The organism is Streptomyces indicus (assembly GCF_900100315.1).
GTDB classification, from domain to species: domain Bacteria; phylum Actinomycetota; class Actinomycetes; order Streptomycetales; family Streptomycetaceae; genus Streptomyces; species Streptomyces indicus.
On record NZ_FNFF01000011.1, the window covers coordinates 1 to 20,390 of the forward strand.

Sequence of the window (20,390 nt, forward strand, 5' to 3'; positions counted from 1 at the left end):
CCGATTCGAGCTGCTCCACCGAGACCCGGTAGCCGGTGGTCTCGTCCGCCGTCACGAACACCGGGACACCGCCCGCGAGCTGGATCGACTCGGGGTACGTCGTCCAGTACGGGGTCGGCACGATGACCTCGTCGCCCGGGTCGAGGATCGTCGCGAAGGCCTCGTAGATGGCCTGCTTGCCACCGTTGGTGACCAGCACGTTGGCCGCCTCGACCTCGTAACCCGAGTCCCGCAGCGTCTTCGCGGCGATCGCGGCCTTGAGCTCGGGAAGCCCGCCGGCCGGGGTGTACCGGTGGTACTTCGGGTTCTTGCAGGCCTCGATGGCGGCTTCGACGATGTAGTCGGGCGTCGGGAAGTCCGGCTCACCCGCGCCGAAGCCGATCACCGGCCGGCCGGCGGCCTTGAGGGCCTTGGCCTTGGCGTCGACGGCGAGGGTCGCGGACTCGGAGATCGCTCCGATCCGGCGGGAGATACGACGTTCGGTGGGTGAGGTTGCAGCGCTCATGCGCCCCATCGTTCCAGACCCGCGGAGCGCCGGGCACATGAGTTCCGAAGAGCGGACGAAGAGCGGACAAGGCCCCGCGCACCGCCCTGCGACAGGTGTCCGAAGGGCTCTCAGCAGGTATCTGTTCGACGCCGGGGCCCGGACCACGTACACTCTTCCCTCGTTGGCCTTCACCGGCCGCTCCCACCTCGCACACCACGTGCTTCCGTGTGGATGCGGTACGTTGGGGGAACCCAAAGGGTCGTAGCTCAATTGGTAGAGCACCGGTCTCCAAAACCGGCGGTTGGGGGTTCAAGTCCCTCCGGCCCTGCTACACACTTCCATCGCCAGGACGTGTGACGCATGTACGTACTGCAAAGCACCGCCGTGCGGCTCCAACCGGGCGCGGCACGGCCACGACCCGGAACCAGGTGAGATTGAGTGACGGACGCCGTGGGCTCCATCGACACGCCTGATGCCCCGGACGAGGCGACCGAGTCCAAGAAGAAGGCCCGCAAGGGCGGCAAGCGAGGCAAGAAGGGCCCCCTGGGCCGGCTCGCTCTCTTCTACCGCCAGATCGTCGCGGAACTCCGCAAGGTTGTCTGGCCGACTCGCAGTCAGCTGACGACATACACCACAGTGGTGATTGTCTTCGTTGTCATCATGATCGCTTTGGTGACCGTGATTGACTATGGCTTCTCCGAAGCCGTCAAGTACATCTTCGGTTAGAAGCAGCAGCGACAAGGACGCCGTTACCCCGGCGTCCCTTTCGCGCGTTCCACCCCCATATGTAGCCAGGAAGAAGCAGCCACCGTGTCTGACCCGAACCTGAACGACGCCAGCGAGTCGATCGAGTCCGTAGAGGACCAGCTCGACATCGTCGAGGCGGCGGACTCCGTGGACCCGGACCAGGCCGAGGCTGCCGACGCCGCTGCCGGTGAGCCGGCCGAAGAAGCCGCGATGAACGTCGAGGACGAGGCCGAGGCCGTCGCCGAGACGGAGGCCGACGAGGCCGCCGCGGAAGAGGCCGAGGTCGAGGAGGCCGAGCCGGTCGACCCGATCGCCGCCCTGCGCGAGGAGCTCCGCACTCTGCCCGGCGAGTGGTACGTCATCCACACGTACGCCGGTTACGAGAACCGTGTGAAGACCAACCTCGAGCAGCGCGCCGTCTCGCTCAACGTCGAGGACTTCATCTTCCAGGCCGAGGTGCCGCAGGAAGAGGTCGCGCAGATCAAGAACGGCGAGCGCAAGACGATCAAGCAGAACAAGCTGCCTGGTTACGTGCTCGTCCGCATGGACCTGACGAACGAGTCCTGGGGCGTCGTCCGCAACACCCCGGGCGTCACCGGCTTCGTGGGCAACGCCTACGACCCGTACCCGCTGACCCTGGACGAGATCGTCAAGATGCTCGCCCCGGAGGCCGAGGAGAAGGCCGCCCGCGAGGCCGCCGAGGCCGAGGGCAAGCCGGCTCCCGCCCGCAAGGTCGAGGTCCAGGTCCTCGACTTCGAGGTCGGCGACTCGGTCACCGTCACCGACGGCCCGTTCGCGACGCTGCAGGCGACCATCAACGAGATCAACGCCGACTCGAAGAAGGTCAAGGGCCTCGTCGAGATCTTCGGCCGCGAGACCCCGGTCGAGCTGAGCTTCGACCAGATCCAGAAGAACTAGCTCTTCCTGAGCTTCCCGGGCGTCCCGGGGCTTTCTGGACAGCACGCTTCCGAACAGGTCAGACGGGCTCTCAAAGCCGGTCTGACCTGCTCGGTTTTTAGCCGCGCATGGATACCCGTTATCGTTGTGCGGTATGCCTCCATCCGGATGATCGGGTGAAGGCAGTTCACTCTCACTAGGACCCGGAGAGAGCAATGCCTCCCAAGAAGAAGAAGGTCACGGGGCTGATCAAGCTCCAGATCCAGGCCGGTGCCGCCAACCCGGCTCCGCCGGTCGGCCCCGCGCTGGGTCAGCACGGCGTCAACATCATGGAGTTCTGCAAGGCCTACAACGCCGCGACCGAGTCGCAGCGTGGCTGGGTGATCCCGGTGGAGATCACGGTCTACGAGGACCGTTCCTTCACCTTCATCACCAAGACTCCGCCGGCCGCGAAGATGATCCTCAAGGCCGCTGGTGTCGAGAAGGGCTCGGGCGAGCCGCACAAGACCAAGGTCGCCAAGATCACCCAGGCGCAGGTCCGCGAGATCGCCGAGACCAAGATGCCCGACCTGAACGCCAACGACCTGGACGCCGCGTCCAAGATCATCGCTGGCACCGCCCGTTCCATGGGCATCACGGTCGAGGGCTGAACCTCACCCTGCGTGGACGTCGTCACTGACGCCCCGTGACCTCAAGTGGTAGGGCCAGGCGCTGGTCCGCACCACGAACTCCAAACCTGAACCTCAGGAGTAGATGTGAAGCGCAGCAAGACTCTCCGCGCTGCGGACGCCAAGGTCGACCGGGACAAGCTGTACGCCCCGCTCGAGGCCGTCCGTCTCGCCAAGGAGACCTCCGCGACGAAGTTCGACGGCACCGTCGAGGTCGCCTTCCGCCTGGGTGTCGACCCGCGCAAGGCCGACCAGATGGTCCGCGGCACCGTGAACCTCCCGCACGGCACCGGTAAGACCGCCCGGGTCCTGGTCTTCGCGACCGGTGACCGTGCCGAGGCCGCGCGTGCCGCCGGCGCCGACATCGTCGGCTCCGACGAGCTCATCGACGAGATCTCGAAGGGCAACCGCCTCAACGAGTTCGACGCCGTCGTCGCCACCCCGGACCTCATGGGCAAGGTCGGCCGCCTCGGCCGCGTCCTCGGCCCGCGTGGTCTCATGCCCAACCCGAAGACCGGCACCGTGACGCCCGACGTCGCCAAGGCGGTCAACGAGATCAAGGGCGGCAAGATCGAGTTCCGCGTCGACAAGCACTCGAACCTGCACTTCATCATCGGCAAGGTGTCCTTCGACGACACCAAGCTGGTGGAGAACTACGGCGCGGCCCTGGAGGAGATCCTCCGTCTGAAGCCGTCCGCCGCGAAGGGTCGCTACATCAAGAAGGCCGCCATCACCACCACGATGGGCCCCGGCATTCCGGTCGACCCGAACCGCACCCGCAACCTCCTCGTCGAGGAGGACCCGGCCGCGGTCTGAGCCCCAGGCTCATAGCTGGTCATTGCCCGGCACCGGCAGCTCTTCGGAGCTGTTGGTGCCGGGTTTTTGCGTTTCTCGCTGTCGTACGCCTCGGCTACGTTGGCTGTCTACTCACAAGCACCACTGGGGGGTTGCACCGATGAACGCGTACAAGCGCATAGGCATGGCCGCCGTATCGGCCGCCGCACTGGTCGCCGTGGCCGGCTGTCAGGGCTCGGAGACGGACGGCAAGGCCGCCGACAAGGCACCGAAGCTCCAGTCCCGGGCGTCGGCCGTCGAGGCGCTGACGGTGGCGTACGAGAAGACGGCCGAGGCGAAGTCGGCCAGGGTCGAGATGACGATGTCGATCCCGGGCGCTCCCGGGGAGACGAAGATGTCGGGTGTCATGGGCTGGGACCCGACCGTGATGGACATGACGATGTCCGGCGCGGCATTCAGCGAGACGCCTGGTGCGCCTGAGCGCATACGCATGGTCTGGCGCGACAACGTGATGTACATGGACATGGGGGCAGAAGCGCCTGCCGAGATGGACGGAAAGCGCTGGATGAAGATGGACCTCGCTGCCATCGCGAAGAAGTCCGGCGCTCCGGGCCTGGAGCAGAAGCTCACCGGCGGCATCGACAACATGAACCAGGACCCGGCCAAGCAGATGGCCATGCTCCTGGAGTCGCCCAGCCTCAAGCACCTTGGCTCCGCGACGGTCTCCGGTGAGAAGACCCAGCACTACAAGGGCACGCTCACCGTCGCCGAGATGCTCAAGACGAACGAGTCCGCATACGACTTCCTCGACGAGAAGGACCGCAAGGAGCTCCTGAAGAACGCGGAGACGGCCGGCATCGAGGGCTACGACACCGAGGTGTGGGTCAACGAGGACGGCTACCCGGTCAAGCTGAACCTCGGCATCGACAGCCCTGAAGGCACCATCGAGATGACGCAGACGTACTCGGACTACGGCGCCAAGGCCCAGGTCGAGGTCCCGCCGGCGTCCCAGACCTTCGACCTGATGCAGATGCTGGAGGAGCTGGAGCAGGCGGGCGGCCTCGAAGGCTGACCGCCCGGCACCTCCCGCCACCTCCCAGTAGCGCGATCGGGCCGGGCGCATCCTAGGTGCTCCCGGCCCGATTTGCTCGGCAAGCATCCGTTCGCGTACTCTTCCTGAGAAGCCAAAGACCGCTGGTCGTTGCTGTGCGCCCGCAAGGGGGTGCGGCGGCCGAAGGATCCGCTTACCGCGGACGACCCGCGCAGGTGACTGTGGAATGTGCTCCTGGACGGTTCCGTCCGGTTGAGTTCACGCCCCGTGCGCCTGCGCCGGGGCGTTTCGTTTTGTACAGACCCGTTTGTGCAGAGCCCCTTCTCCACGTGCCTGATTCAGGCGGTCCGGCGACGTACGGCTGATCGCGAGGTCAGTCGAGGATTCATCACCCCGGAAGGAGGCCGAGGCACATGGCGACGACCGAGAAGGTCACAGCTGTCGAGGAGATCACGCGCGATCTGCGCAACTCCAACGCCGCTGTTGTCACCTCGTACACCGGACTCAGCGTGGCGCAGCTCAAGCAGCTGCGCCGTTCTCTCGGCGAGAACGCTCAGTACCGAGTGGTGAAGAACACGCTGACCAAGATCGCGGCCCAGGAGGCCGGGATCTCTGCGCTGGACGAGCACCTCAAGGGCTCGACGGCCGTTGCCTTCGTTACCGGTGACCCGGTCGAGGCGGCGAAGGGTCTTCGTGACTTCGCCAAGGACAACCCCGCTCTCGTCATCAAGGGCGGTGTCCTTGATGGCAAGGCGCTGTCCGCCGACGAGATCAAGAAGCTTGCGGACCTCGAGTCCCGCGAGGTTCTGCTCAGCAAGCTGGCCGGTGCCTTCAAGGGCAAGCAGTCCCAGGCTGCTTCGCTCTTCCAGGCGCTGCCGTCGAAGCTCGTCCGCACCGTGGACGCGCTGCGCGCCAAGCAGGCCGAGCAGGGCGGTGCCGAGTAATTCGGCTCGCGTCATGATCTGCGCCGCTTGAGGCGCGGGTCGCAGCGGGCCCGAAAGTACGCCCGCCACTCATAGAAACTCCGGCACCAGCCGAATTAGTGGAAGGACCGCCATCATGGCGAAGCTCAGCCAGGAAGACCTGCTCGCGCAGTTCGAGGAGATGACCCTCATCGAGCTCTCCGAGTTCGTGAAGGCCTTCGAGGAGAAGTTCGACGTCACCGCCGCCGCTGCCGCGCCGGTCATGGTTGCCGGTGGCGCTGCCGCCGGTGGCGACGCCGCTGCTGCCGAGGAGAAGGACGAGTTCGACGTCATCCTCACCGGCGCCGGCGACAAGAAGATCCAGGTCATCAAGGTCGTGCGTGAGCTGACCTCCCTGGGTCTGAAGGAGGCCAAGGACCTCGTCGACGGCACCCCGAAGCCGGTCCTCGAGAAGGTCGCCAAGGACGCCGCGGACAAGGCCAAGGAGGCCCTCGAGGGCGCCGGCGCCTCCGTCGAGGTCAAGTGACCTTGCGAGTCTGCTGACTCTTCTGCGTGAACCGGCCCTCGGGCTGTAACGCGCACACACTGAAGGGCGATCACCCATATGGGTGGTCGCCCTTTGGTCTTGTCGAGGGGTCCGTGCGGCGACTGCCTTGCGCTGACAGTGCGGTTGAGTATGGTGATCTTCGTTGTGCTCAGCCAGGCTCCCCAAGGCTCCCGGGTGACGATCTCCACGGGACAGGGGGCCTTGACGAACCGCACGCAGCGCGCAATTCTCAGGACGCGTCGTCACATCGATCCGGATCCGAGGCATGGATCGAAGACGAACTGGGCAGTGTGGATATGCGCCCACCGGCGAGGGGTCTGCCGGAGGCGCCACAACAGCAGCATGACGAGGTGTTCGTGGGTCGGTCGAAAACCCGCACTGGACATCAGTGGGCCTTGTGGCTACACTGACCCTTTGCGCTGCCTGTTAGCTGCCTCCTGCCCGTCACCAGGGGCATGCCCATGCTTGAGCTTCGTTGACCGACTTTCCCTGGCGCCTCTCTGACCAGGGCTTTTCTGTCGACGCGTTCAGTTTGGGACCGGTACGCGCGTAGTGAGTCCGAGCCCTCGGAAGGACCCCCTCTTGGCCGCCTCGCGCACTGCCTCGACCGCGATTACGAACAACGGCGCAAGCACCGCCCCGCTGCGCATCTCCTTTGCAAAGATCAAGGAGCCCCTCGAGGTTCCGAACCTGCTCGCGCTGCAGACCGAGAGCTTTGACTGGCTGCTCGGCAACACCGCTTGGCAGAGTCGGGTCGAGGAGGCTCTGGAGTCCGGTCAGGACGTCCCCACCAAGTCCGGTCTGGAGGAGATCTTCGAGGAGATCTCCCCGATCGAGGACTTCTCCGGGTCGATGTCGCTGACCTTCCGCGACCACCGTTTCGAGCCCCCGAAGAACTCGATCGACGAGTGCAAGGAGCGCGACTTCACGTACGCGGCCCCGCTCTTCGTCACCGCCGAGTTCACCAACAACGAGACCGGCGAGATCAAGTCCCAGACCGTCTTCATGGGCGACTTCCCGCTCATGACGAACAAGGGCACGTTCGTGATCAACGGCACCGAGCGTGTCGTGGTCTCGCAGCTGGTCCGTTCGCCGGGTGTCTACTTCGACTCCTCGATCGACAAGACGTCCGACAAGGACATCTTCTCCGCCAAGATCATCCCGTCCCGGGGTGCCTGGCTGGAGATGGAGATCGACAAGCGCGACATGGTCGGTGTCCGTATCGACCGCAAGCGCAAGCAGTCGGTGACCGTTCTGCTCAAGGCTCTCGGTTGGACGACCGAGCAGATCCTCGAGGAGTTCGGCGAGTACGAGTCGATGCGCGCCACCCTGGAGAAGGACCACACCCAGGGTCAGGACGACGCGCTCCTCGACATCTACCGCAAGCTGCGTCCGGGCGAGCCGCCCACGCGCGAGGCCGCTCAGACGCTGCTCGAGAACCTCTACTTCAACTCGAAGCGCTACGACCTGGCGAAGGTCGGCCGCTACAAGGTGAACAAGAAGCTCGGCGCGGACGAGCCGCTGGACGCCGGCGTGCTCACCACCGACGACATCATCGCCACCATCAAGTACCTGGTGAAGCTGCACGCCGGTGAGACCGAGACGGTCGGCGCCTCGGGCCGCGAGATCGTCGTCGAGACCGACGACATCGACCACTTCGGCAACCGCCGTATCCGTAACGTCGGCGAGCTCATCCAGAACCAGGTCCGTACGGGTCTCGCCCGTATGGAGCGCGTCGTGCGCGAGCGCATGACCACGCAGGACGTCGAGGCGATCACGCCGCAGACCCTGATCAACATCCGCCCCGTGGTGGCGTCGATCAAGGAGTTCTTCGGTACGTCGCAGCTGTCGCAGTTCATGGACCAGAACAACCCGCTGTCGGGGCTGACGCACAAGCGTCGTCTGAACGCCCTCGGCCCGGGTGGTCTGTCCCGTGAGCGGGCCGGCTTCGAGGTCCGTGACGTGCACCCCTCGCACTACGGCCGCATGTGCCCGATCGAGACGCCCGAAGGCCCGAACATCGGTCTGATCGGTTCGCTCGCCTCGTACGGCCGGATCAACCCGTTCGGTTTCATCGAGACGCCGTACCGCAAGGTCGTCGACGGTGTCGTCACCGACGAGGTCGACTACCTCACGGCTGACGAGGAAGACCGTTTCGTCATCGCGCAGGCCAACGCGACGCTGTCCGAGGACATGCGCTTCACCGAGGCCCGCGTCCTGGTCCGCCGCCGTGGCGGCGAGATCGACTACATCCCCGGTGACGACGTCGACTACATGGACGTCTCGCCGCGCCAGATGGTGTCGGTCGCGACCGCGATGATCCCGTTCCTCGAGCACGACGACGCCAACCGTGCCCTCATGGGCGCGAACATGATGCGCCAGGCCGTGCCGCTCATCAAGGCCGAGGCCCCGCTGGTCGGCACCGGCATGGAGTACCGCTGCGCGGTCGACGCCGGTGACGTCATCAAGGCCGAGAAGGACGGTGTCGTCCAGGAGGTCTCCGCCGACTACGTCACGGTGGCCAACGACGACGGCACGTACACCACGTACCGCGTCGCGAAGTTCTCGCGCTCGAACCAGGGCACCTCGGTCAACCAGAAGGTTGTCGTCGACGAGGGCGCCCGGATCATCGAGGGCCAGGTCCTCGCCGACGGTCCCGCCACCGAGAACGGCGAGATGGCGCTCGGCAAGAACCTGCTCGTGGCGTTCATGCCGTGGGAGGGTCACAACTACGAGGACGCGATCATCCTGTCGCAGCGCCTCGTGCAGGACGACGTCCTCTCCTCGATCCACATCGAGGAGCACGAGGTCGACGCCCGTGACACCAAGCTCGGCCCCGAGGAGATCACCCGGGACATCCCGAACGTTTCCGAGGAGGTCCTCGCCGACCTCGACGAGCGCGGCATCATCCGTATCGGTGCCGAGGTCGTCGCCGGCGACATCCTCGTCGGCAAGGTCACGCCCAAGGGTGAGACCGAGCTGACGCCGGAGGAGCGCCTGCTGCGCGCCATCTTCGGTGAGAAGGCCCGTGAGGTCCGTGACACCTCGCTGAAGGTGCCGCACGGCGAGACCGGCAAGGTCATCGGCGTCCGCGTCTTCGACCGCGAGGAGGGCGACGAGCTTCCCCCGGGCGTGAACCAGCTGGTTCGCGTGTACGTGGCGCAGAAGCGCAAGATCACCGACGGTGACAAGCTCGCCGGCCGCCACGGCAACAAGGGTGTTATCTCGAAGATCCTGCCCATCGAGGACATGCCGTTCCTCGAGGACGGAACTCCGGTCGACATCATCCTCAACCCGCTCGGTGTCCCGTCCCGAATGAACCCGGGCCAGGTCCTCGAGATCCACCTCGGCTGGCTCGCCAGCCAGGGCTGGGACGTCTCCGGTCTCGCCGACGAGTGGGCCCAGCGCCTGCAGACCATCGGCGCCGACGAGGTCCAGCCGCGGACCAACGTCGCGACCCCGGTCTTCGACGGTGCGCGTGAGGACGAGCTGGCCGGCCTGTTCGAGCACACCATCCCGAACCGCGACGGCGAGCGCATGGTGCTCCCGTCCGGCAAGGCGCGGCTGTTCGACGGTCGTTCCGGCGAGCCGTTCCCGGACCCGATCTCGGTCGGCTACATGTACATCCTGAAGCTGCACCACCTGGTCGACGACAAGCTGCACGCCCGTTCGACCGGTCCGTACTCGATGATCACCCAGCAGCCGCTGGGTGGTAAGGCGCAGTTCGGTGGTCAGCGCTTCGGTGAGATGGAGGTGTGGGCGCTGGAGGCATACGGCGCCGCGTACGCCCTCCAGGAGCTTCTGACGATCAAGTCCGACGACGTCACCGGCCGTGTGAAGGTCTACGAGGCCATCGTCAAGGGCGAGAACATCCCCGAGCCGGGCATTCCCGAGTCCTTCAAGGTGCTCATCAAGGAAATGCAGTCGCTCTGCCTCAACGTGGAGGTGCTGTCCTCGGACGGCATGTCCATCGAGATGCGTGACACCGACGAGGACGTCTTCCGCGCTGCGGAAGAGCTCGGTATCGACCTGTCCCGGCGCGAGCCGAGCAGCGTCGAAGAGGTCTGACGGGTTCCCCGCCACCCGGCCCAGCCGGCCGGGTGGCGGGACCCCGGACCCCGTACAGACCATTGATGAGACACAACCCTGAGAGGGATTGACGCATAGTGCTCGACGTCAACTTCTTCGACGAGCTCCGGATCGGCCTGGCCACCGCTGACGACATCCGTCAGTGGAGCCACGGCGAGGTCAAGAAGCCCGAGACCATCAACTACCGCACGCTCAAGCCCGAAAAGGACGGACTCTTCTGCGAGAAGATCTTCGGTCCGACCCGGGACTGGGAGTGCTACTGCGGCAAGTACAAGCGCGTCCGCTTCAAGGGCATCATCTGTGAGCGCTGTGGCGTCGAGGTCACGCGCGCCAAGGTGCGCCGTGAGCGGATGGGCCACATCGAGCTTGCCGCTCCCGTCACGCACATCTGGTACTTCAAGGGCGTCCCGTCGCGCCTGGGTTACCTGCTCGACCTCGCGCCGAAGGACCTCGAGAAGGTCATCTACTTCGCCGCGTACATGATCACGTTCGTGGACGAGGAGCGTCGTACCCGCGACCTGCCGTCCCTGGAGGCGCACGTCTCCGTCGAGCGTCAGCAGATCGAGCAGCGCCGTGACGCGGACCTCGAGGCCCGCGCCAAGAAGCTCGAGACCGACCTGGCCGAGCTCGAGGCCGAGGGTGCCAAGGCCGACGTGCGCCGCAAGGTGCGCGAGGGTGCCGAGCGTGAGATGAAGCAGCTGCGCGACCGCGCCCAGCGCGAGATCGACCGTCTCGACGAGGTGTGGAACCGCTTCAAGAACCTCAAGGTCCAGGACCTCGAGGGCGACGAGCTGCTCTACCGCGAGCTGCGTGACCGCTTCGGCACGTACTTCGACGGCTCCATGGGTGCCGCTGCTCTGCAGAAGCGCCTGGAGACCTTCGACCTCGAGGAGGAGGCCGAGCGCCTCCGCGAGATCATCCGTACCGGCAAGGGCCAGAAGAAGACCCGTGCGCTCAAGCGCCTCAAGGTCGTCTCCGCGTTCCTCACCACGAACAACAGCCCCAAGGGCATGGTCCTGGACTGCGTCCCGGTCATCCCGCCGGACCTGCGTCCGATGGTGCAGCTGGACGGTGGCCGCTTCGCGACCTCCGACCTGAACGACCTGTACCGCCGTGTGATCAACCGCAACAACCGTCTGAAGCGCCTGCTCGACCTGGGTGCTCCGGAGATCATCGTCAACAACGAGAAGCGCATGCTTCAGGAGGCTGTTGACGCCCTCTTCGACAACGGTCGTCGTGGTCGCCCGGTCACCGGTCCCGGCAACCGCCCGCTGAAGTCCCTCAGCGACATGCTGAAGGGTAAGCAGGGTCGCTTCCGTCAGAACCTTCTCGGTAAGCGTGTGGACTACTCCGCGCGTTCCGTGATCGTCGTCGGCCCGCAGCTGAAGCTGCACCAGTGCGGTCTGCCGAAGGCCATGGCGCTGGAGCTCTTCAAGCCGTTCGTGATGAAGCGCCTGGTCGACCTGAACCACGCGCAGAACATCAAGAGCGCCAAGCGCATGGTGGAGCGCGGCCGCACGGTCGTGTACGACGTCCTCGAAGAGGTCATCGCCGAGCACCCGGTTCTCCTGAACCGTGCTCCCACCCTGCACCGCCTCGGCATCCAGGCCTTCGAGCCGCAGCTGGTCGAGGGCAAGGCCATCCAGATCCACCCGCTCGTCTGCACCGCGTTCAACGCGGACTTCGACGGTGACCAGATGGCCGTGCACCTGCCGCTGTCCGCGGAGGCGCAGGCCGAGGCCCGCATCCTGATGCTGTCCTCGAACAACATCCTCAAGCCGGCCGACGGCCGCCCGGTGACGATGCCGACGCAGGACATGGTCCTGGGTCTGTTCTTCCTCACCACCGACGGCGAGATGCGCGACGTCAAGGGCGAGGGCCGGTCCTTCGCCTCCGTCGCCGAGGCCATCATGGCGTTCGACGCGGGCGAGCTCTCGCTCCAGTCGAAGGTCGACATCCGCTTCCCGGTGGGCACCATCCCGCCGCGTGGCTGGGTGCCGCCGGTCGCCGAGGAGGGCGAGCCGGAGTACCAGGCCGGCGACAGCTTCCGTCTGAAGACCACGCTCGGCCGTGCGCTCTTCAACGAGCTGCTGCCCGAGGACTACCCGTTCGTCGACTACGAGGTCGGCAAGAAGCAGCTCTCCGAGATCGTCAACGACCTCGCCGAGCGCTACCCCAAGGTCATCGTGGCGGCGACGCTCGACAACCTGAAGGCGGCCGGCTTCTACTGGGCGACCCGTTCCGGTGTCACCGTCGCCATCTCCGACGTCGTCGTGCCCGAGGCCAAGAAGGCCATCGTCGCGGGTTACGAGGCGCAGGACGAGAAGGTCCAGAAGCAGTACGAGCGCGGCCTGATCACCAAGCAGGAGCGCACTCAGGAGCTCATCACCATCTGGACCAAGGCGACCAACGAGGTCGCCGAGGCGATGAACGACAACTTCCCGAAGACCAACCCGATCTTCATGATGGTCAACTCGGGCGCGCGCGGAAACATGATGCAGATGCGTCAGATCGCCGGTATGCGTGGCCTGGTGTCCAACGCGAAGAACGAGACGATCCCGCGGCCTATTAAGGCATCGTTCCGCGAGGGTCTCTCCGTGCTGGAGTACTTCATCTCCACGCACGGTGCTCGTAAGGGTCTGGCGGACACCGCCCTGCGTACCGCCGACTCGGGTTACCTGACCCGTCGTCTGGTGGACGTCTCGCAGGACGTGATCATCCGCGAGGAGGACTGTGGCACCGACCGCGGTCTGAAGCTGCGGATCGCCGAGAAGGACGCCGCCGGCGTGCTGCGCAAGGCCGAGGACGTCGAGACCTCTGTCTACGCCCGCATGCTCGCCGAGGACGTCGTCATCGACGGCAAGGTCATCGCGCCGGCCAACGTCGACCTCGGTGACGTGCTCATCGACGCCCTGGTCGCCCACGGCGTCGAGGAGGTCAAGACCCGCTCGGTCCTGACCTGTGAGTCGGCGGTCGGCACCTGTGCCTTCTGCTACGGCCGTTCGCTCGCCACCGGCAAGCTGGTCGACATCGGTGAGGCGGTCGGCATCATCGCCGCCCAGTCCATCGGTGAGCCCGGTACCCAGCTGACGATGCGTACCTTCCACACCGGTGGTGTGGCCGGTGACGACATCACCCAGGGTCTGCCCCGTGTCGTCGAGCTCTTCGAGGCTCGTACGCCGAAGGGTGTCGCCCCGATCTCCGAGGCCGCGGGCCGTGTCCGCATCGAGGAGACCGAGAAGACCAAGAAGATCGTCGTCACCCCGGACGACGGCAGCGACGAGACGGCGTACCCGATCTCGAAGCGCGCCCGTCTCCTGGTGTCCGAGGGCGAGCACGTCGAGGTGGGCCAGAAGCTCACCGTGGGTGCCACCAACCCGCACGACGTCCTGCGCATCCTCGGCCAGCGCGCCGTGCAGGTGCACCTGGTCGGCGAGGTCCAGAAGGTCTACAACTCGCAGGGTGTGTCGATCCACGACAAGCACATCGAGATCATCATCCGGCAGATGCTGCGCCGCGTGACGATCATCGAGTCCGGCGACGCGGAGCTGCTGCCGGGCGAGCTCGTCGAGCGCTCGAAGTTCGAGACCGAGAACCGTCGTGTGGTCACCGAGGGCGGTCACCCCGCCTCCGGCCGTCCGCAGCTGATGGGTATCACCAAGGCCTCGCTGGCGACGGAGTCCTGGCTGTCGGCCGCCTCCTTCCAGGAGACGACCCGAGTCCTGACGGATGCGGCGATCAACGCCAAGTCCGACAGCCTCATCGGCCTCAAGGAGAACGTCATCATCGGTAAGCTCATCCCGGCCGGTACGGGCCTGTCCCGCTACCGCAACATCCGGGTCGAGCCGACCGAGGAGGCCAAGGCCGCGATGTACTCGGCCGTCGGCTACGACGACATCGACTACTCGCCGTTCGGCACCGGCTCCGGCCAGGCCGTTCCGCTGGAGGACTACGACTACGGTCCGTACAACCAGTAAGAGCGCCTAGGCGCCGGCAGTACGTCCACAGGGCGGTCACCCCTCGCGGGTGGCCGCCCTGTGTCGTATGGTGCCGAGCGGGTGTGCCTGTGCGCGTGCAGTTGTTTTGACCGGAGCCGATGCGATAGGTACGCTCAGACCTTGTGCCTGGGGTGTGCCCTGGCTCGTGCGCGTGCCTACGTCCGCGCGATGAGCCTCTCTAAGGGCCACGCCGCAATCTGTGCCCTCCTCGCCGTATGGCGGGAGCCTGCAGTGCGCGACACACCCGACCGCGTGGGTCGGAGAAGTTCCAGGTTAGCTTTATGACGGCACACAGAAACCGGAGAAGTAGTGCCTACGATCCAGCAGCTGGTCCGCAAGGGCCGGCAGGACAAGGTCGAGAAGAACAAGACGCCCGCACTCGAGGGTTCGCCCCAGCGTCGCGGCGTCTGCACGCGTGTCTTCACCACCACCCCCAAGAAGCCGAACTCGGCGCTGCGGAAGGTCGCGCGTGTTCGCCTGACCTCTGGCATCGAGGTCACCGCTTACATCCCGGGTGAGGGCCACAACCTGCAGGAGCACTCCATCGTGCTCGTGCGCGGTGGCCGTGTGAAGGACCTGCCGGGTGTTCGCTACAAGATCATCCGCGGTTCCCTGGACACGCAGGGCGTCAAGAACCGTAAGCAGGCTCGTTCCCGCTACGGCGCCAAGAAGGAGAAGTAAGAATGCCTCGTAAGGGCCCCGCCCCGAAGCGCCCGGTCATCATCGACCCGGTCTACGGTTCTCCTCTGGTGACCTCCCTCATCAACAAGGTTCTGCTGAACGGCAAGCGCTCCACCGCCGAGCGCATCGTCTACGGCGCCATGGAGGGTCTGCGTGAGAAGACGGGCAACGACCCGGTCATCACGCTGAAGCGCGCGCTCGAGAACATCAAGCCGACCCTCGAGGTCAAGTCCCGCCGTGTCGGTGGCGCGACCTACCAGGTGCCGATTGAGGTCAAGCCCGGCCGTGCCAACACCCTGGCGCTGCGCTGGCTGGTCGGTTACTCCCGCGCCCGTCGCGAGAAGACCATGACCGAGCGTCTCCTCAACGAGCTCCTCGACGCCTCCAACGGCCTCGGTGCCGCTGTGAAGAAGCGCGAGGACACGCACAAGATGGCCGAGTCCAACAAGGCCTTCGCGCACTACCGCTGGTAGTCGCAGCCCACATCGAGACCGAGAGAAGACTGAAGCCTTATGGCTACCACTTCGCTTGACCTGGCCAAGGTGCGCAACATCGGCATCATGGCCCACATCGACGCGGGTAAGACGACCACCACCGAGCGGATCCTGTTCTACACCGGCGTCTCTTACAAGATCGGTGAGGTCCACGACGGCGCTGCCACGATGGACTGGATGGAGCAGGAGCAGGAGCGTGGCATCACGATCACGTCTGCTGCCACCACCTGCCACTGGCCGCTCGAGAACGTCGACCACACGATCAACATCATCGACACCCCGGGTCACGTCGACTTCACCGTTGAGGTGGAGCGCTCCCTGCGTGTGCTCGACGGTGCTGTGACCGTGTTCGACGGCGTGGCCGGCGTCGAGCCCCAGTCCGAGACTGTCTGGCGTCAGGCGGACCGCTACGGCGTTCCGCGTATCTGCTTCGTCAACAAGCTGGACCGTACGGGCGCCGAGTTCCACCGCTGCGTCGACATGATCGTGGACCGCCTCGGCGCCACCCCGATCGTCATGCAGCTCCCCATCGGTGCCGAGGCCGACTTCCAGGGTGTCGTCGACCTCGTCACGATGAAGGCGTACGTCTGGTCGGCCGAGGCCGCCAAGGGCGAGGCCTACGACACCGTCGACATCCCGGCCACGCACACCGAGGCCGCCGACGAGTGGCGCGGCAAGCTCCTCGAGACGGTCGCCGAGAACGACGAAGAGATCATGGAGCTGTACCTCGAGGGCCAGGAGCCCTCGGTGGAGCAGCTGTACGCCGCGATCCGTCGTATCACCATCGCCTCGGGCAAGGGCGGCGAGACCACGGTCACCCCCGTGTTCTGCGGTACCGCGTTCAAGAACAAGGGTGTTCAGCCCCTGCTCGACGCGGTCGTGCGCTACCTGCCCTCCCCCCTGGACGTCGAGGCCATCGAGGGCCACGACGTCAAGGACGCCGAGGTCGTCGTGAAGCGCAAGCCGAGCGACGAGGAGCCGCTCGCGGCCCTCGCGTTCAAGATCGCTTCCGACCCGCACCTGGGCAAGCTCACCTTCATCCGGGTCTACTCGGGTCGCCTGGACGCCGGCACCTCGGTGCTGAACTCCGTCAAGGGCAAGAAGGAGCGCATCGGCAAGATCTACCGTATGCACGCGAACAAGCGTGAGGAGATCGACTCGGTGGGCGCCGGCGACATCGTCGCCGTCATGGGCCTGAAGCAGACCACCACCGGTGAGACGCTGTGCGACGAGAAGGCCCCGGTCATCCTGGAGTCCATGGACTTCCCGGCCCCGGTCATCCAGGTCGCCATCGAGCCCAAGTCCAAGGGTGACCAGGAGAAGCTGGGTGTCGCCATCCAGCGTCTCGCGGAGGAGGACCCCTCCTTCCAGGTGCACTCGGACGAGGAGACCGGCCAGACCATCATCGGTGGTATGGGCGAGCTCCACCTCGACGTCCTCGTCGACCGTATGCGTCGCGAGTTCAAGGTCGAGGCGAACGTCGGCAAGCCGCAGGTCGCGTACCGCGAGACGATCCGCAAGGCCGTCGAGCGCGTGGACTACACCCACAAGAAGCAGACCGGTGGTACCGGTCAGTTCGCCAAGGTGCAGATCGCGATCGAGCCCATCGAGGGCGGCGACAGCTACGAGTTCGTGAACAAGGTCACCGGTGGCCGCATCCCCCGGGAGTACATCCCGTCGGTGGACGCGGGTGCGCAGGAGGCCATGCAGTTCGGCATCCTGGCCGGCTACGAGATGACGGGCGTCCGCGTCATTCTTCTCGACGGTGCCTTCCACGAGGTCGACTCCTCCGAGCTCGCGTTCAAGATCGCCGGTTCGCAGGCCTTCAAGGAGGCCGCGCGCAAGGCCAGCCCTGTGCTGCTCGAGCCGATGATGGCCGTCGAGGTCGTCACGCCCGAGGACTACATGGGTGAAGTCATCGGTGACATCAACTCCCGCCGTGGCCAGATCCAGGCCATGGAGGAGCGCAGCGGCGCCCGCGTCGTGAAGGGCCTCGTGCCGCTTTCGGAGATGTTCGGCTACGTCGGAGACCTCCGCAGCAAGACCTCGGGTCGCGCAAGCTACTCGATGCAGTTCGACTCCTACGCCGAGGTTCCGCGGAACGTCGCCGAGGAGATCATCGCGAAGGCCAAGGGCGAATAAACCACTAGGTTTCACGCTTTAGGCTTGACACCATCCGCCGGGGGTTTCGACCCCGTCCAGGGGCGAACCCCGGCGGCTGGCATCCCAGCAAAGATCACCTGGCGCCGATGAGTAAGGCGTACCAGAACCACTCCACAGGAGGACCCAGTGGCGAAGGCGAAGTTCGAGCGGACTAAGCCGCACGTCAACATCGGCACCATCGGTCACATCGACCACGGTAAGACGACCCTCACGGCCGCCATTACCAAGGTGCTGCACGACGCGTACCCGGACCTGAACGAGGCCTCGGCCTTCGACCAGATCGACAAGGCTCCTGAGGAGCGCCAGCGCGGTATCACCATCTCCATCGCGCACGTCGAGTACCAGACGGAGACGCGTCACTACGCGCACGTCGACTGCCCGGGTCACGCCGACTACATCAAGAACATGATCACCGGTGCTGCCCAGATGGACGGCGCCATCCTCGTGGTCGCCGCCACCGACGGCCCGATGCCGCAGACCAAGGAGCACGTGCTCCTGGCCCGCCAGGTCGGCGTTCCGTACATCGTCGTCGCCCTGAACAAGGCCGACATGGTGGACGACGAGGAGATCCTGGAGCTCGTCGAGCTCGAGGTCCGTGAGCTCCTCTCCGAGTACGAGTTCCCGGGCGACGACGTCCCGGTCGTCAAGGTCTCGGCGCTCAAGGCGCTCGAGGGCGACGCCGAGTGGGGCAAGTCCGTCCTCGACCTGATGAAGGCCGTCGACGAGTCCATCCCGCAGCCCGAGCGTGACGTCGACAAGCCGTTCCTGATGCCGATCGAGGACGTCTTCACGATCACCGGTCGTGGCACCGTCGTCACCGGCCGTATCGAGCGCGGTGTCCTCAAGGTCAACGAGACCGTGGACATCATCGGTATCAAGCAGGAGAAGACCACCACCACGGTCACCGGCATCGAGATGTTCCGCAAGCTGCTCGACGAGGGCCAGGCCGGTGAGAACGTCGGTCTGCTCCTCCGTGGCATCAAGCGCGAGGACGTCGAGCGCGGCCAGGTCATCATCAAGCCCGGTTCGGTCACGCCGCACACCGAGTTCGAGGCCCAGGCCTACATCCTGTCGAAGGACGAGGGTGGCCGTCACACCCCGTTCTTCAACAACTACCGCCCGCAGTTCTACTTCCGTACGACGGACGTGACCGGCGTCGTGACCCTCCCCGAGGGCACCGAGATGGTCATGCCGGGTGACAACACCGAGATGAAGGTGGAGCTCATCCAGCCCGTCGCCATGGAAGAGGGCCTGAAGTTCGCCATCCGTGAGGGTGGCCGCACCGTGGGCGCCGGCCAGGTCACCAAGATCAACAAGTAATTGTCGATCGCGGTACCTGAGCTTCCAGCTCGAAACCGGAGCCCCCGTACACCTTCCGGGTGTACGGGGGCTCCGGCCTTTTCCGGCCCGGTTTCTCAGGGGCCGGGGGAGACCTTGGTCATACGGGAATCGTGATCCGGGTTTGACAAGCGGGCCCGCGGGGGTACGCTTCTCGGCCCGATTGGCGTCCGATGCAACCCGTATGGCACACTATCCAGGTTGCTCGGTTGAGTGCCGATGCTGCGCGCCTCCCGCCGGGAGGACCGGAAGCGAGTCCCACAGTACTCGTCGCCTTAACTGCCATCCGTGGCAGCGCTGGGGCGGACGTACGGGAATCTTCCGGGAAGTGCAGTGCTGTTGCTCGGCCAGGCGCCCGGTGGGTGTTCTTTCCCCGCCACTGCGGTCCTCGGCGGCCGTGACCCCCTAGCAGGGAAATCCTTCGGGAGATCTGTGTCAGTGCGGTTGCGACACGCCCGACCGCGTGGGTCGGAGAAAGAGTCCACAGAGCCCCCGGGTTCCAGAGCGTTTACTAGAGACAGGACTACTGAGTAGCCATGGCGGGACAGAAGATCCGCATCCGGCTCAAGGCCTACGACCACGAGGTCATCGACTCCTCGGCGAAGAAGATCGTCGAGACGGTGACCCGTACTGGTGCGTCGGTCGCGGGCCCGGTGCCGCTCCCCACCGAGAAGAACGTGTACTGCGTCATCAAGTCGCCGCACAAGTACAAGGACTCGCGCGAGCACTTCGAGATGCGCACGCACAAGCGCCTGATCGACATTCTCGACCCGACCCCCAAGACCGTTGACTCTCTGATGCGACTCGACCTCCCGGCCGGTGTCGACATCGAGATCAAGCTCTAAGGGCTGGTGATCTGAGAATGGCTAAGCAGATCAAGGGCATCCTGGGCGAGAAGCTCGGCATGACGCAGGTCTGGGACGAGAACAACCGCATCGTCCCCGTGACCGTCGTCAAGGCCGGCCCCTGCGTCGTGACCCAGGTCCGTACGAACGACAGCGACGGCTACGAGTCGGTCCAGATCGCCTTCGGCGAGATCGACCCGCGCAAGGTGAACAAGCCCCTCAAGGGCCACTTCGCCAAGGCCGACGTGACCCCCCGCCGCCACCTCGTCGAGATCCGTACCTCGGACGCTTCCGAGTACACCCTCGGCCAGGAGCTCACCGCTGAGACCTTCGAGTCCGGCGTCAAGGTCGACGTGACCGGTAAGAGCAAGGGCAAGGGCTTCGCCGGTGTCATGAAGCGCCACAACTTCAAGGGTGGCAAGGCTTCCCACGGTGCCAAGCGCATCCACCGCAAGCCCGGTTCCATCGGTGGCTGTGCCACCCCCGGCCGTGTCTTCAAGGGCATGCGCATGGCGGGCCGCATGGGCAACGAGCGGGTCACCACCCAGAACCTGACCGTCCACGCCGTTGACGCCGAGAAGGGTCTGCTGCTCATCAAGGGCGCCGTCCCCGGCCCCAACGGTGGCCTCGTCCTGGTCCGCACCGCGGCCAAGGGGGTTTGAGGAAC

16 protein-coding genes and 1 tRNA gene are annotated in these 20,390 nt (G+C 65.6%); 16 read left to right on the forward strand and 1 reads right to left on the reverse strand.

All coding sequences use genetic code 11. The features are described 5' to 3' along the window. Positions 1–505, reverse strand: a 505-nt coding sequence (locus BLT97_RS24295) for an aminotransferase class I/II-fold pyridoxal phosphate-dependent enzyme (RefSeq protein WP_143041374.1), incomplete at its 3' end; no start/stop codon positions are given. A gap of 237 nt (positions 506–742) precedes the next feature. Between BLT97_RS24295 and BLT97_RS24300 the strand changes: the two genes are divergently transcribed. The 16 genes from BLT97_RS24300 (at position 743) to rplC (ending at position 20,385) form a co-directional block, all read left to right on the forward strand. Continuing rightward, a tRNA-Trp gene (locus BLT97_RS24300) sits at positions 743–815 on the forward strand. A gap of 110 nt (positions 816–925) precedes the next feature. Further along, entirely contained in the window at positions 926–1,213 is a 288-nt protein-coding gene (gene secE / locus BLT97_RS24305; protein WP_093613721.1) for a preprotein translocase subunit SecE, read from the forward strand. 84 nt (positions 1,214–1,297) lie between these two features. Beyond that, positions 1,298–2,152, forward strand: a complete 855-nt coding sequence (nusG, locus tag BLT97_RS24310; protein ID WP_093613723.1) for a transcription termination/antitermination protein NusG — start codon at positions 1,298–1,300, stop codon at positions 2,150–2,152. A 194-nt stretch (positions 2,153–2,346) separates the two neighbouring features. Then, a complete protein-coding gene (gene rplK / locus BLT97_RS24315; protein ID WP_093613725.1) occupies positions 2,347–2,781 on the forward strand; it encodes a 50S ribosomal protein L11 in 435 nt (144 codons plus the stop codon). Between the two features lie 105 nt (positions 2,782–2,886). Continuing rightward, positions 2,887–3,615, forward strand: a complete 729-nt coding sequence (gene rplA / locus BLT97_RS24320; protein ID WP_093613727.1) for a 50S ribosomal protein L1 — start codon at positions 2,887–2,889, stop codon at positions 3,613–3,615. Positions 3,616–3,754: 139 nt separating this feature from the next. Next, on the forward strand, positions 3,755–4,666 hold the full coding sequence (locus BLT97_RS24325) for an SCO4651 family lipoprotein (protein WP_093613729.1): 912 nt from the start codon (positions 3,755–3,757) through the stop codon (positions 4,664–4,666). Between the two features lie 392 nt (positions 4,667–5,058). Next, positions 5,059–5,589 (forward strand): 50S ribosomal protein L10, encoded by a 531-nt coding sequence (gene rplJ, locus BLT97_RS24330; RefSeq protein ID WP_093613731.1) that lies wholly within the window; start codon positions 5,059–5,061, stop codon positions 5,587–5,589. A gap of 115 nt (positions 5,590–5,704) precedes the next feature. Beyond that, a complete protein-coding gene (rplL, locus tag BLT97_RS24335; protein WP_093613733.1) occupies positions 5,705–6,094 on the forward strand; it encodes a 50S ribosomal protein L7/L12 in 390 nt (129 codons plus the stop codon). A gap of 603 nt (positions 6,095–6,697) precedes the next feature. Then, on the forward strand, positions 6,698–10,183 hold the full coding sequence (gene rpoB / locus BLT97_RS24345; protein WP_093613735.1) for a DNA-directed RNA polymerase subunit beta: 3,486 nt from the start codon (positions 6,698–6,700) through the stop codon (positions 10,181–10,183). 98 nt (positions 10,184–10,281) lie between these two features. After that, positions 10,282–14,181, forward strand: coding sequence for a DNA-directed RNA polymerase subunit beta' (locus BLT97_RS24350; RefSeq protein ID WP_093613738.1), 3,900 nt, complete (start codon positions 10,282–10,284; stop codon positions 14,179–14,181). A 330-nt stretch (positions 14,182–14,511) separates the two neighbouring features. Further along, the gene (gene rpsL / locus BLT97_RS24355) at positions 14,512–14,883 is read left to right on the forward strand and encodes a 30S ribosomal protein S12 (protein ID WP_003948652.1); all 372 of its coding nucleotides are present in this window, start codon (positions 14,512–14,514) and stop codon (positions 14,881–14,883) included. Between the two features lie 2 nt (positions 14,884–14,885). Continuing rightward, on the forward strand, positions 14,886–15,356 hold the full coding sequence (gene rpsG / locus BLT97_RS24360) for a 30S ribosomal protein S7 (protein WP_003974303.1): 471 nt from the start codon (positions 14,886–14,888) through the stop codon (positions 15,354–15,356). A gap of 39 nt (positions 15,357–15,395) precedes the next feature. Beyond that, a complete protein-coding gene (gene fusA / locus BLT97_RS24365; protein WP_093613740.1) occupies positions 15,396–17,519 on the forward strand; it encodes an elongation factor G in 2,124 nt (707 codons plus the stop codon). A 147-nt stretch (positions 17,520–17,666) separates the two neighbouring features. Beyond that, positions 17,667–18,860, forward strand: a complete 1,194-nt coding sequence (gene tuf, locus BLT97_RS24370; protein WP_093613742.1) for an elongation factor Tu — start codon at positions 17,667–17,669, stop codon at positions 18,858–18,860. A 554-nt stretch (positions 18,861–19,414) separates the two neighbouring features. After that, positions 19,415–19,723, forward strand: a complete 309-nt coding sequence (gene rpsJ / locus BLT97_RS24375; RefSeq protein WP_003948644.1) for a 30S ribosomal protein S10 — start codon at positions 19,415–19,417, stop codon at positions 19,721–19,723. 17 nt (positions 19,724–19,740) lie between these two features. After that, positions 19,741–20,385: a 50S ribosomal protein L3 gene (gene rplC / locus BLT97_RS24380; RefSeq protein ID WP_093613744.1), complete on the forward strand. Its 645-nt coding sequence runs from the start codon at positions 19,741–19,743 to the stop codon at positions 20,383–20,385. Positions 20,386–20,390: the final 5 nt, after the last annotated feature.